At 50.1% G+C, this 13,357-nt stretch carries 7 protein-coding genes; 1 reads left to right on the top strand and 6 read right to left on the bottom strand.

Going from position 1 to position 13,357, the window contains the following annotated elements:
- Nucleotides 1-75: 75 nt before the first annotated feature.
- On the top strand, nucleotides 76-3,039 hold the full coding sequence (locus ACO0LK_RS16230; RefSeq protein WP_422976769.1) for a site-2 protease family protein: 2,964 nt from the start codon (nucleotides 76-78) through the stop codon (nucleotides 3,037-3,039).
- 102 nt (nucleotides 3,040-3,141) lie between these two features.
- Here ACO0LK_RS16230 and ACO0LK_RS16235 read toward each other — a convergent pair whose 3' ends face one another.
- The 6 genes from ACO0LK_RS16235 to ACO0LK_RS16260 all read right to left on the bottom strand — a co-directional run bounded on the left by ACO0LK_RS16235 (nucleotide 3,142) and on the right by ACO0LK_RS16260 (nucleotide 13,233).
- Complete coding sequence (locus ACO0LK_RS16235; protein ID WP_186949838.1) at nucleotides 3,142-3,327, bottom strand: hypothetical protein; 186 nt, start codon at nucleotides 3,325-3,327, stop codon at nucleotides 3,142-3,144.
- 218 nt (nucleotides 3,328-3,545) lie between these two features.
- The gene (locus ACO0LK_RS16240; protein WP_422976771.1) at nucleotides 3,546-5,477 is read right to left on the bottom strand and encodes a hypothetical protein; all 1,932 of its coding nucleotides are present in this window, start codon (nucleotides 5,475-5,477) and stop codon (nucleotides 3,546-3,548) included.
- On the bottom strand, nucleotides 5,477-6,382 hold the full coding sequence (locus tag ACO0LK_RS16245) for a hypothetical protein (RefSeq protein WP_422976773.1): 906 nt from the start codon (nucleotides 6,380-6,382) through the stop codon (nucleotides 5,477-5,479). The genes ACO0LK_RS16240 and ACO0LK_RS16245 overlap by 1 nt, the downstream gene beginning before the upstream one ends.
- Nucleotides 6,382-12,300 carry a phage tail length tape measure family protein gene (locus ACO0LK_RS16250; RefSeq protein ID WP_422976775.1) on the bottom strand — a complete coding sequence of 1,973 codons (5,919 nt, stop codon included), beginning with the start codon at nucleotides 12,298-12,300 and terminating at the stop codon, nucleotides 6,382-6,384. The genes ACO0LK_RS16245 and ACO0LK_RS16250 overlap by 1 nt, the downstream gene beginning before the upstream one ends.
- A 100-nt stretch (nucleotides 12,301-12,400) precedes the next feature.
- Nucleotides 12,401-12,799 carry a phage tail assembly chaperone gene (locus tag ACO0LK_RS16255; protein ID WP_422976777.1) on the bottom strand — a complete coding sequence of 133 codons (399 nt, stop codon included), beginning with the start codon at nucleotides 12,797-12,799 and terminating at the stop codon, nucleotides 12,401-12,403.
- Nucleotides 12,800-12,807: 8 nt separating this feature from the next.
- Nucleotides 12,808-13,233, bottom strand: a complete 426-nt coding sequence (locus ACO0LK_RS16260; protein WP_422976779.1) for a hypothetical protein — start codon at nucleotides 13,231-13,233, stop codon at nucleotides 12,808-12,810.
- Nucleotides 13,234-13,357 lie beyond the last annotated feature (124 nt).

A 13,357-nucleotide genomic window follows, 5' to 3' on the forward strand; every position in this document is an offset into this window, starting at 1 on the left:
TCGCCCGCTATTTACTCGCCTTTTCGTTGCATTTCGCAGAAAATGCGAGTTAGGCAAAATGCAGTGAGGAAATAAATGGATTTGGTTCTGGGTTTGGGTGTGACGCTCATCGTCATTGTGGTGTTGGTGCAAGTAATCACGTTGGTGATCTCCACCAATCGCTTATTGAAATTGCAACTGTGGTCACCGCTAAAAACTCCGTGCGTACGTAGCGCCATCGGTGAACTCACGCCGGTGCTGGATGCTGCACGCACCGAACTGGAACAGGCAGGCTTCCGTTATATGCACAGCTGGCGCGAACGCTCCATGATCTGCGCCGACGACATGCCCTACAGTTATGCCGATGTCTACCACCACCTGGCGCAAGATGTGCATGCCGAGGTCTATCCTTCGGAATCAAGCAGTGGTGGCAGGCTGTATAACGTCTATCTGTGGAATACCTATATCGATGGCAATGCCCTGCTGACCGTCAACAAGCTGCTGCACAGCATGATCCCTTACCCAAACCGGGTGTGGGTACAGGATGCCAATGCAGATGATTTTGCCGGGCAACTGGCAGCCCATCTGCACACGCGTGAAGCAGTTCCGCAGCAACGCACGGATGATATGGATGCACCGGCCATTGCACAAAATCTGGCAGGACGCTGGATGATCAGGCTGGAAAGAGAAAGCAAAACCTATCAGCGCGGCATGGTCAAAGACGAACCGGTCTATGGGTTTCGCTTTTTACCGGCGCTGTCCCTGGCCTGGCGCATGCGTCTGAACAGCTGGCGCATCAAGAAAAAAACGACAACCGTCACTACACTGGACCCGGCACTCGATACTGCCAGTCTGGCGCGTGACCGCTTTGCCTTTGTACGAACGCTGTGCACCTTGCGTTCCCTGCGCGCGCCACGCTGGTATCAATACGTCAGCTTCACCCTGTCGGCGCTGGCCTTTCTGGGCGTGGGTGCCTGGTGGTGGGGGCTGGATGGCGCGCTGGTCGTGGCGGCAGTCATCGCCCTGCATGAAGGTGGCCACTGGCTGGCAATGAAGCTGGCCGGGTTCCGCGATGTGCAGGTATTTTTTGTACCCGGCATGGGCGGCATCACCAGTGGCGAGAAACACGAAGCCCGGCCACTAACCCATTTACTGGTTTATCTGGCCGGCCCCATGCCAGGTCTGCTGCTATCGGTTGGTGCGCTGGCTGCCATTACCTTCATCCCTTCATTGCTGACAATGGAATGGGCACCGTACCTGATGACGGCAGTCATGGCATCGTTTTTCATCAATGGCTTTAATCTCTTGCCGGTTTTGCCGCTGGATGGCGGCCGTGTGATTGAATTGCTGATCGTGGGTCGCCTGCCGTGGTTGCGCTTTATCTTCTCAGTCGCCAGTGGTGGTTTGCTGGTCGTGGCTGGTATGAATACCGGCGACAACATCCTGCGTGGTCTGGGCATATTGATGTTGATAGGCTCACCCCTGCATTTCCGTGTCGCCAAAGCGTCGTCCCTGTTGCTGAAACAGGACCAGGCCAGACCAGCGCCGGGTGAACGCTTCAGCAAGGCAGCACGTCGCCTGTATGATTTCATGGGGCAAGCCAGCTTCAACAAATGGAATTATTCCACCAAACTCAACGTCGGCCTGACCATACTGCCGCGCTACCTGGGACGCCTGCCAGGCTGGAAAGAAAGCGCAGCCGGTCTGGCACTGTACCTGAGCTGCATCATCCTGCCCCTTGTTGCCATGGGTGGCTTGATGTATGCCGCGCCAAGTGCCATGCTGAGCGTTGCCGGCCAGGGTGCCAGCACCTTCATAGACAACGACAAAAATGATAAAACAGCCAAAGCCGCAAAGATAGACCGCAAGGCAGCAGCGCACGATTGGGAAGCCGATATGCAGGCCCAAAGAAAACTGCGCGCAGAAAAAATAGACGCAGCACAAGGCGCAGCGCGTGTAGACGTCATCAAGGCAGCGCTGGAAGAAACACAGGAAGCCGATCCCGAAGATGCCTTGCGCATCGCCAGACTGTATTACGCCGAAAACAATAATTCGATACAGCCCACCCACGCCCATGCCGATGCCGCGTTTTCTGTAGCGACAGCATTGATGAACTGGTCAGGCCCGGACGATACGGCTGATCCCAAAAAGAATGATGCAGAAATAGCCCAGTACCTGCTGGAAGCCGAAGCCATTTTGCGGGCGCGCTTGCATGCGCAGGAAGATAAGAATGATAGCCGTTTGTTGGCTCAGGTATTGCAGGCACGCGATTTGTCCGCCGATACGCCGGGCAAAATCGTGCTGCAGGAAGAAGTGGTCACTTTGCTTTCCAGTGACAAACAGAAGGAAGATGTGCAGTTGCTGCAAGCCCGCCAGATGCTGGCGCACAGTCTGTATGCGGCAGGGCGCCGCACAGATGCAGAAACACAATTACAGGATGCCGAAACTGACTTTGGCTGCTCAGCCGATCAGAACAATCAGCTAGCTAACCAGGCCAATAATAATTATTACTGCAATTCGTTGAAAACAGACCGGGCCTGGCTGATGGTCAGCACCAACCGGCTGGATGAAGCAAAACAATTGGTGGCTCCGTTTTTAAAGGAAGCCACCAACGATAAAGGCATGAATGATTTTGCAAGACACGAAAGTCACCAGATCAGCTGGATGATCGCGACCCTGCAAAAGGATTATAAAACTGCCAGACAGGAAGCCCAGGCCGCCAACAACAGCTACCAGATGTCATCTGGTAACTGGCTGATTGACCTTTTCATCAAGCGCGGGCAACCTGTCAGTAATTTCCAGGCAGACCTTATGCTGGTGCACAGCCAGCGCGCACTGGGTGAAACAGAAGAAGCCGGTAAAACCGCAGAAAGACTGCGCAATGCCGTCCAGCAGGCACGCAACCGCATGCCACAGGCAGCCAAACCCGCCACGGACGAACTGGCATGCCGCAGCATTGTGTTTGACACCGGCTGGAAAAAATTCTTCCAGCAAACCCTGCTCGATATTGAACAACGCGAAATCAAATGCATACCGCGCGTTGTTGCCGTGGCCAGATAAGTCACGCTAAGTGATGATAAATGATGAACAGGTAAGTGGGCTGCAGCAGGCGGCTCACCGCCGTGCTGCATCCATCCAGGCCTGCTGATATTCAGGACGGACTTATCGGTGACGGTGACGCTGTCGCGTACTTAACCATTTTTGTACCGTCCGTGTTTCAAATATGCGGATGCAAGTCCACACCAGCGAAGCCAGCGCCGCCATGGCAGGAAACCACCCCGCCAACGTCGCCAGCACCGTGCCTATGGACAAGGCATCAATGAAATGCGTAATTTGATGTTCTTGCATTAAGTTGACCTTGGTTGACCTTCATGGAAAATGAAAAAGCCCGCCAATGATTGCGCGGGCTTTTTCTGTATAAAGAAATATTGAAATGATTGGCTTTTGACTGACGCCAGAAAGAAGACTGTCAAGTACATATACTGGTAAAAAATTCAGCTTCACTTACCAACAATTTCGCTCGTCGTATTCAGTTCAGGTTATACATACTGCCAAAAGCCATATTGCTAGTTCAACATTTCTGTGATGATGCCGTTCGCCTGTGATGTCGTGCTAATTTTCCACACCGTCAACTTCTTATTACCGAATATTGCAGCATTTAAAAGTGATGCAGCACCAGCGTTCGTCAATACATTGGAGATACCAACAGTCAGCGTATTTCCCGAAGCGCTAACATAGACTTCTTCCGCATAATTGTTGCTATTTACAAAGCTTATACAACCCTTGCCCGAGCTCCATGTACATGACAAAGCAGATCCACCTGTTGCCTTGAAAACAGCGATTGGCCCAGCAGATGGTATTGTGCCGGTCACGGTTACCAAACTTGCCTGTCCATTAGCCCAGGCCATCAACACACTGTTTGCATTGATCACAGCCTGCGACACATAAGTTGCAGCAACAGAACTGATCGATACCGGCGTATTTATCGTCGGAGTAGAACCAGAAATACTGACTGTCACCGCCTTGGCAAAGGTGGACGACGTATCCTGATACGTCATCAATGCAAGAGTAGGACTCAGCAGGTTAATACTGACGTAGGCAGCGCCACTGACTGCAAGACTGGTCGATCCTGCATTGCTGATTGTCGTGCCCGAAGCTGATAGCGCCGTTACAATCAAATTGCTGCCATCAAATGATGTCGCCAGGCACAATGTTGACGACACCGCACAAATACTGGCTTGCGTAGCTGAAACGCCATAATAGTTAAACGCCGTATTTCTTGTCAGGGTACTGCCTGTGACAGTCATTACAACCGCTTCATTTAAGCTCGTACTAGCATTGTAATAGACCGCCATCAACTTGGTGGGAGACATTATCGCCACCCCAAACTGATAATTTGGTCCCACCGTTGTGACCGCAACAGGCGTGCCCACATTGATTACATTGCCAGCAGTAATATCAAGAATGACGCAATTTATACGATTGATAGCGTTGTCGTTATAAGTGACTACAAATTTATTCGCAGACAATGGCTTCACGTCTACCGGCCAGCTATTATTCAAGGTATTTGAAGACACAGCCGTCACAGATCCGTTAAAAACAGACTGCAAGGCACTGCCATCAAAATTCTGATTACCCACTTCCCATAGGCCGGCTGCAGTAGAATTATCTGACAGGTAAAGTACGGCGATTTGCCCTGGCTGCAAATACACAACAGCGTCACTGTTATATTTTTTTACCACAAAGCCATACACATCAATATTCTTGATGATGAACAAGGTGCCGCCGCTGCCTATGGTGGTGGCATCAGGCAAGTTCACCGCCAGGCCAGCAGATGCCATGCCAATCGCTTGCACGCGGCTTGAGGTGGATAACAGGCTGATGTTGGATGCAACAGCAAGCGATCTGCTAGCCCCACCCAACACATTTGACGCCGCCCCTTGCGGGCCCGACAGTGCCACCGTCCAGGCAGAAAAAGTACCACTGCCCTGTATGTTGCTGGCGTTCAGAGTCAATGCGCCGGTGCCACTGTTAAATGCGGTGATGACACCAGTCATCTGGTTGACGGGCGATGCCGTACTGGCGACCACCACAGTCTGCCCAAGTGCGAAGGCCTTGCCGGTTTGTACGACCAGTGATTGTGTGCCACCTGCAATCGTCAAATTGCTGGTACTGGTTGCAGAAGTACCTGGCGCATTCAGTGCAGTTGCAGCACTGGCTGCCGCCAATGCCTGACTGTTGCCCACGTCTGTCTGCCTGTTGCTGACATCAGTCTGACGTGCGATGACATCATTCTGACGGCTGACTACATCAGCCTGCCTGGTCGTAATATCCGTTTGCCTGTTTGTGACATCGGTTTGCCTGGTGACGATATCTGCCTGCAAGGCATTGGCATCTGTCACAAATTGTGGCAAGGCTGTGACAAAGGTATCTGCCGCTGCGGCAAACCCTGTTGGATTGGCACGCGTTGGTGCCGCTGGTAATGGTGTGATTGCCATTAAATAATTCCTTCTACGGTTAGAGAGCAAAGTGTCGTCGTCGGATACGCAATATCAACAGAAAAATCGCGATAGAACCCGAAGATGATCAAGCTGGTATACAGATTGTCAGCACCTATCCACAACACAGGTGTACTGCGCCACGTAGCCAGAGTGCTGACGGCCAAATCCATCTTGCTGGCATCCAGCATCACCTTGGCATCCATTTTTTTAACGAACTTGCGTTTGGTAATACTGGGATTGCCAAAGGCGTCGATATCCTTTTTGCTGTAATCGATAATCCCTATCGTTGCGCCATACTGGGTATTGCCAATATCAAACGCCTGGCCCATCACGCACATGCCGCAACTGACATTACCTGAAGCAGCAGTAATCGTGATCGTCAGAATGCCGCTGTTATAAGGTGGCAAATCCGTAATCACCAGGTCACTTTTTTTATTGATGGGATCAAAGAAATAAGCGTACCAATCTACAACCGGGGCGCCATAGACCAGACTGAAAGTCCGGTCATACACAGTAGTGCCACCACTGGTCATGCTGACGCGCACGCTGTCACCGGTTAATTGCAACAGTCCCAGCGCATCGATACTTCCTGGCTGCAATACGACCGTCACAGAACCGGGTGTCGTCGTAGCGGTACCCACCTGCGAATCAAACATGCCCCACCTGTTGGTGGGGCCAATGTCCAGCCATTTGGGTGAGGTACCACTGCTATTGATTTCCGGAGCGGCACCCGAATTCCCAAGCAGGCACTGATAGCGCCTGTGGGTACCTGGTACCGTCCTGCGCACCACGTCATTCAAGGAATACGTAGTGCCGCTTGACCACTCCGGATTATCCGTTTCAGCAACCGTGCTGCTGATCAGCATGGTGTCGCTGATGGTAACTGGGCGAACAAATTTCATTATGCAGTCTCCGTAGTAGGCAGACCGACGTTCGTCCAGCGGTCCAGGGTTTTCGACGTATCTTTCGTATTGCTGACAACGGCACGCATTTCAGCACGCATCAAGCGAAGCTCTTCAAGCATCTCACTGTTGTCTTGCTGGCTTAAGCCCTGCCCGGTTGTCGTGCCGTACTGGCGTGTATAAACCGTATCGGCATACGCCTTGCCACCAGTAAGTACCTGATCATCAGAGAAATTGCCGCTGTCATGCGACTGCATCAACATATTGGCAACATCCGTCGTCACCGATTGTGCAAAGCCTGTGCTGGTATCAAAATTTTCTTTCGCCCAGCGTGTCGCAAACTCTATATATTTCGCATATTCAGCCTGCGCGTCCCCTTGTGAAGGTGGCGTGTAAGCTGAGCTAACGGCATCCCGCCCATAAGACAGTCCATTCGCGAAACCATATTGCGAAGAAGCCGTATTAGCCGCTTTCTTTGCCGCATCTTCCGCAGCCTTTGCTGCCACCTGGCCACTCACTGCATTGGTCACGCCGTTTAATCCAGCAGCTGTAACATTCTGCAATTCACGAATGGCGTCTGCAACCGACAGAACGCTCTGGTCTACCTGCAACAATCCATCCACCTGGGATTTCAACAAATCAAGTTGCGTCTGGCTTTGTTTGATTTGACGTTCCGCAGCCAAAGCCGATTCATCCAGAGTGATTTGTGCAAGTGCAAAATCACGACGGTAATCATCGAAATCTGTCGAGCTTTGCTGTGACAGGTTGACGAATTCCTGCAATTTGGAAATCGAATCCTGATCACCTTCACGCAATTTGGAAATCACATTCGGCAAATCTGCTTTTGCACTGGCATACTGATCTGCCACACTGACCGGTGATGTTGCAGCACTGATCAAGGTGTTTTGCATGGCCCGCGCCGCTGTTTCAAAACTTTGCATCTTATTGATGACGTTTTGCAACGCGCTTGATTCGGCGTTATAGGCATTTTGCAATGCTGTTTTTGCCGCGCTCAGACGCTGGTCATAGGCTTGCTGAGCCGCCTGTTTCTCCTGCTCTGCCTTTTGCGCTTCGGCATCTGCGGCTTCCTTGGCTTTTTGAATTGCCGCTTTCGCATCTTGCGCCGCATAGATTTGCCGCTGCACGCCTTGCGAATAGTCATCCAGACCTTCCAGCGCCATTGCTCGTCGTGCCGCTGTTGCCGCTTCTGTGTTACCCATGGCTTCCATCAAATCAATGTCCAGTTGCCTGTGCTGCTTGTCTGTTGCAGCAGCTTCAGCAGCTTTAGTCTTGGCATCAGTGATGGCGTAAATTTGCTTTTGGACACCTTGTGAGTATTCATCCATCCCGGCAAGAGCAATTGCACGGCGGGCAGTCAATGCACCTTCGGAATTACCCAAGGCTTCCATCAACTGAATATCCAGTTCGCGATGTTGCTTGGCGGTGGCAATAGCCGTCTGTTCATCGTTGAGCGCATAAATACGCTCTTGCAATGGTCGCAAAGACGCATCCATGGCCGCAAGTTCATCAGCACGCTTGATAGCTGTTGCACCTGCCGCATTGCCAGACAATTCCATGATCTGGATTTCCATCGCATGACGCTGTTTCGTCACTGCAGTTTGATCGTTTGCAGTGGCAACCTTATCAAAAGCTTCCGATATCGTCATCAAACTGCCAAACAAACGAGAGCCGGATTCTGTGCTACGATCAATCCCCTCAACCAGATCGCGGAATTCCTTCCTTGTCTGCGGTATGACTGTAATACCCAATTTTGTAAAATCAGCATTAAGCTCTTTCACAGCAAATGCATTTTTTTCAGCATCGGTGAAATACTTGTCAGCGTAGTTTGAAGCACCATCACTCAATTTCGTGACACCGCCGGCACCCTGTATCATGTCCAGGTTCAAGCTCTTGTCATCTATATTTCCAGCGCGCAGAAGTTTTCGTACATCCAACAACTGCTGATACACCGTCGTCAGCTCAGAGGCAGTGCCGCTCATGGTTTCCATGATCTTGCCAACACCAGTCAAGGTCGTTCCGTACACCGTGGCACCTGTATTTGCAGCATCATAATGCGTGCGCATGACTTCAACGCCAGTAATACTTTGACGCACAATTTCGGCAGCTACATCGCCTTGCTTGTTGATCACGTCGCTGAACTTGATTGCGGTGATACCAAATTTACTCAGTTCACTGCCAGCAACTTCCACACCCGATGCAACACGAATAACCGTTTGTGCATAGCCCTCACCCACCTGACGGAATGCATCCAGACCAGGAAAAGTTTTCTGGGCCATTTCGTCCATCGCTTTCGAAATAACCGCGTTCAATGCCTCTGTCAATGCGGAACCAGTCAAACCCTTGAGTGATATCTTGGTCGTCGTCAATGTCATATCTTCGAATATCTTGCTGACACTATCCGCGCTGCTCCCAAGGCCTTTGGCCGCAAGTTTCAAAGCAGATTCAAGGTTGGTGAAAATCAGACCGAATTGTGCTGACACCTCACTACTCACACCCTGCATCTGCATCGAATTTGAAGTCCTCTTTATCAGTCCCCCTAGTTTTGATGTGGTGGTATCGACACTGGCATATTGATTGTAGCCAACACCGTTTTGCAGATCACTGACCTTACCGCCGAATTGCAAACCTGAATCAACAATGGTGGCTGTCGTCTTGGAAAGAAAACCCGCAATTCTATTTGCCAGACCTACAGCAATTCCACCATCACTATTACCGAATAAACCCTTGGCCAGACTTGTGATTGAGTTAGATACAAAATCACCACTAGCCAAAGTACCGGTGGCAATCCCCATGTTGGTCCCATCGGTCAATCCTGGGGTGCGCACGATCAGATTGGTCAAGCCAGCCATGGAGGCTTCAATATTTTTTAACGCCGCGAGCATGCCCTGATTAACCGGCAACATCAGGTTTGAGTTACTTTTCAATATATCAATTGACTTGGAAATTGAATTTGATTTAGCCAAAGCATCACCAAATACGCTACCAGTGCCTTGCTCTTTTTGCATGTCGGCTGCGCTCTTTCCACCGCCGCTATCTCCACCACCCAGAGCACCAGAAGCAAAGCCAAGCGCTGCCATCGCAGCTGCCATGACCGCCATACCGACGAGGCCAGCCTGTGAACCACCCTTGGCAATAGCTGCTGGCGCCGCCTTGATAAAGTCCCAGGCACTTTCTGCAATAGATTTGCTTGTTGCTGCGGTACCAGCGGCGGAGACGGCACCAATACCGGTCAATCTGGCCAGAACGGTACCTAGCTGCACAATCTGCAAGACTTTTTCAGCGGCTTCCATGGCTTTGTAGCCACGGCTATTTTCGTTGAAGAACCCTTTGGCAGCACCGGCCAGTTGTGCATAATTCGCCAGTTGATTTTCTGTATTTTTTTGATCGATCCTCGCCATCTCAATTTTGAGCTTATCCTTATCACCGTTACTAGCTGTTTCGGCCTTTTCCACCTGCTCATCATAAGATTTTTTAGTGGCGGTGGCTGCCTTCAAAGCGGCATCAACTTTGAAGATGGAATCGACTACCTGCGCCATTGCTCCTTTGAAGGAATGGCTAAAAGCAACTGCTCGATCAGGGTCAAATAAATCATTTAGCTCTTTTTGAGCTTTCTTGGCATCAACCTCTTTTGTTAGCGTTTTACCTTTGTCTTGTTCTGTCTTCAAGGACTTTTGAAGCTCGATTTCTGCACGTATCTGATCTAGCCTGGCTTGATTTATTTCGTGCGTAGGTCCTTCCGACTTCCCTTCACTCAGTGCAAATTCGGTCAGCGCAGCCTGATATTCCAATTCGGCGACAGTCGTATCCTCAGTAAGTTTTTTTTCCTTTCCTTTGTTCTCCAGCTTCTTCTGCATTTCTTCATTCAGCTGTTGCTGTTTTTTGATTGCATCTTCGAGTTTTGATGATGTCGCCTTTTTTTCATCCTCAATGGATTTCAAGGTGTCATCAGTCGCTTGCTTTTCACTCAGGAGTGCTTTATTGGCGTTTCCTTTTTCGAGCATATCGCGTTCTGCATCAAGTGCTTTGATCACATTTTGATGCTGAATTTTTTGCAAATTGGTTGTTCCTGCAAGACCGATTATTTTTCCTTCTTGCATTTTTTTAAAAGCGATGTCTTCAAATGCAATGTCTTGCATTCTTCTTTCATATTCATACTGATTTATGGTACCCAACTTCCGTGAGGTCTCGATATCATCAACCTCACCTTTATTCCTGATTTCTCTCAACTTGCCTTCAGATGCTATGGCCTCTTCTGCAATCTGCCGACTGTCATCTGGCTTTTTTGTCGCGAAAGAATCGGCTATTATTTTCTTGTTTTTCGCGATAGTGGCTTCACTCAGTTGAGGATCCGCAATTTCCGTATTGCTATCGGCCCGAATTTTTTTCAGTAATTCGTCGTATCTTTTCAAAGCTACGGTCAGTCCGTCTTGTGACTTTTCTTCTGCCTGCAGCAACATGGCGCTAATCTGCTGTTTGGCGTGAACGGCTTCAGAAGACCGGATTTTATCTTCGCTCTGTTTCTGCGCAATCTGATTGACGCGATTCAAATTTTCTTGCGCAGTTGCCAATTGGTCGATGACTGCTTTCTTTTGTACTTCATTCGTCGCTTCATTCTGTACGAATCTATGACCATTGACATACTCAGGCTTCCCACCTCTCTCAAGCGCTGCAAGCTCTTTTTGCAAGCGTAATACTTCGCTGGCCTCTGTAGTTCTTTTCCCCCAGCCGCCAATTTCATCACCTGCGATGGATGTCGCCTTTTTAACAAATTCCCATGCGGTTGCAACATAGCCAAGATCTTCGACGACCTTTGATGAACGCGATTCCATGGCTTCAGCAAAGGCATCCGTTGCTACCTTGGACGCCTCTTTGGCTTTACCTTCCTCCTCGAGAGCGCGTATCTGATCATAAACGGCACCCGTAAGAAAATGATATTGATCATCTAACTTGACGATCGCATTTGAAATCGCATCGGACGAACCGCCGATTTGACCTCCGGCTGCGAGCGATTCGAAATCTTTGATCACCTTGTCAATTGACACACCTGTGGCATGTTCCATTTCAATCACTGCTCTGGTGATCGTGCCAATCTGTTCGCTCGTGTATTTTCCACTTCCTGCAAGCTCAGTGGCAACTCTCTTCGCCTCTCCCAGATTGCCGCCTGACGCAGCCGCCGCACGCGCCATTTCATGGAGTGCATCACTGGTTACTCCAGCATATCCACCTGTCATGATCAAAGCGTCATTCATGGCTTTTTGCTCTTGCGCACCTTTCGCCATTGCCGAAAACAGGCCATTGGCGGCGATAGCAACAAGCGTAATTGCAGTTCCGGCTGGCGTAAGTGCAAGCTTCATTAAACCCGTACTTTCAGCCAGACCCATGAGGGAATCACCAAGTTTGTCCCAATTGCCTTTACTCACGTCTGCGGCCATGCCCAGCAATTGCTTGCGTGTGGCTTCGCTGCTGAAACTGAGCTTGTTCATGTTTTCGTCTGTATGCCCAAGTGCCTCGATGAAAGGCGCAGCCTGCGCAGAAACACCCAATTGCGCTGCCTGGTACTGCAGCATTTCCTGCTTGCTCATTTTCAGGGTTTCAGCTTGCTGCTTCAGGCTTTCGATAAATTCCTTGCCTTTGGCTGCCATCTTATCTTCCGCAGAAGCAAGTGACATTGCTGCTGCTGTTTGCTCCTGGATTTTGGCCACCGAATTGACCAGAGTCTGCAAATTGGCATTGTGTGCGGCCATGGCCGCTGAAACGTTCTGGATGGCATTGCCCAGTTTTCCTGCATTGCTGGCCAAAGTATCAGTGGCACTGCTTAACTGGCTGACATCCACACTGGTTTGTTTTACATTTGACTGGGCTACTCCGCTAGTATTACTCCCGGGTTCGTTTGACATTGTTCTGTCCTTATGTTTTCCCAATAAAAAACCGCCCTGGGGCGGTTTGCTGTATCTTGATTCAAGTCTGTTCAGCGCTCTTAAGTACTATTAAGTAACGTCAGGCGGCTGTGTCATTCTTTTTGTCCATCGCTTCGAAATAAATGCGGTCCAACTGTCTGATCGCATCCAGTTCAAACTTGCGAGGCTGATTGCCTGTCATGTGTGACCAGGCAAGCAAATCCTGATACGTGATGACCGATGGCCCCATGCCATTGTTGCTGCGTGAATTGTGCAATTCCAGAAACCAGCGCCACAGGTACTCCAGTTCAAACGGTAGCTGTGGCGGGTTGACGAACAGATCCCAGGAATCGCGCAATTCGGCAGGGATGTATTGCATGCTGCTGGCAGCATCAAAATGGGCAATGGCATCATGGGCCACGGTCAAATGCCAGCGCAGTGGCTTTCCGTCTTTTTGTGGTTGACTAAGAAAGAATTCTGCTCTGGCATAGTCCAGCATTTGTTCTATCAGGCTGGCAAAAAACCTGTTTCTGCCTCAATCGCGGTAATCACCTTGGCCAACCAGGTTGGACGTTTGTTGAACAGGTTTGCCAGCACTTCAGGTGTTGCTTTCAAATCGGTATCGCCAGAGCGGAAACCATAAATGCTGACCACGGCGGCGGTTGCCAGCCTGATCTGGTTTTCTTTGTTGATATCAACGAACTGGCCTGCGCCTTGATCGGTCTTGGCATCGATTTGCTGTTTTTTGATGACAGCACGTTTGATGGACAGAATTTCGATGGCGCGTTGTGCTTCCTGGTAACGGGCAGAGTTTTTACCGACAACTTTAAAGCCGGCGATAGGTTCTGCGTCTTCATTGAAGACGACAGGCACGTCTGCTACGGCCAGATCATCGTTGACCAGAGTGTCGATATTGAAGAATGCTTGTGTCATGGTTTTACCTTTTTGATTTGATTGAAATGTCCGGCATGGACGAAAAAAAGCCCACGTCTGAGGTGGGCCGAAAGACACAGCCCGCAGGCTGAATTGCTTTTACAAGATAGGTCTTAGTTTGGCC

The organism is Undibacterium sp. Ji49W, from assembly GCF_049340205.1.
Lineage (GTDB): Bacteria > Pseudomonadota > Gammaproteobacteria > Burkholderiales > Burkholderiaceae_D > Undibacterium.

Excerpts from the sequence above, each read along its gene's own strand:
- ACO0LK_RS16230 (WP_422976769.1), top strand. The coding sequence starts at position 76 with ATGGATTTGGTTCTGGGTTTGGGTGTGACGCTCATCGTCATTGTGGTG.
- ACO0LK_RS16235 (WP_186949838.1), bottom strand. The coding sequence starts at position 3,327 with ATGCAAGAACATCAAATTACGCATTTCATTGATGCCTTGTCCATAGGC.
- ACO0LK_RS16240 (WP_422976771.1), bottom strand. The coding sequence starts at position 5,477 with ATGGCAATCACACCATTACCAGCGGCACCAACGCGTGCCAATCCAACA.
- ACO0LK_RS16245 (WP_422976773.1), bottom strand. The coding sequence starts at position 6,382 with ATGAAATTTGTTCGCCCAGTTACCATCAGCGACACCATGCTGATCAGC.
- ACO0LK_RS16250 (WP_422976775.1), bottom strand. The coding sequence starts at position 12,300 with ATGTCAAACGAACCCGGGAGTAATACTAGCGGAGTAGCCCAGTCAAAT.
- ACO0LK_RS16255 (WP_422976777.1), bottom strand. The coding sequence starts at position 12,799 with ATGCTGGACTATGCCAGAGCAGAATTCTTTCTTAGTCAACCACAAAAA.
- ACO0LK_RS16260 (WP_422976779.1), bottom strand. The coding sequence starts at position 13,233 with ATGACACAAGCATTCTTCAATATCGACACTCTGGTCAACGATGATCTG.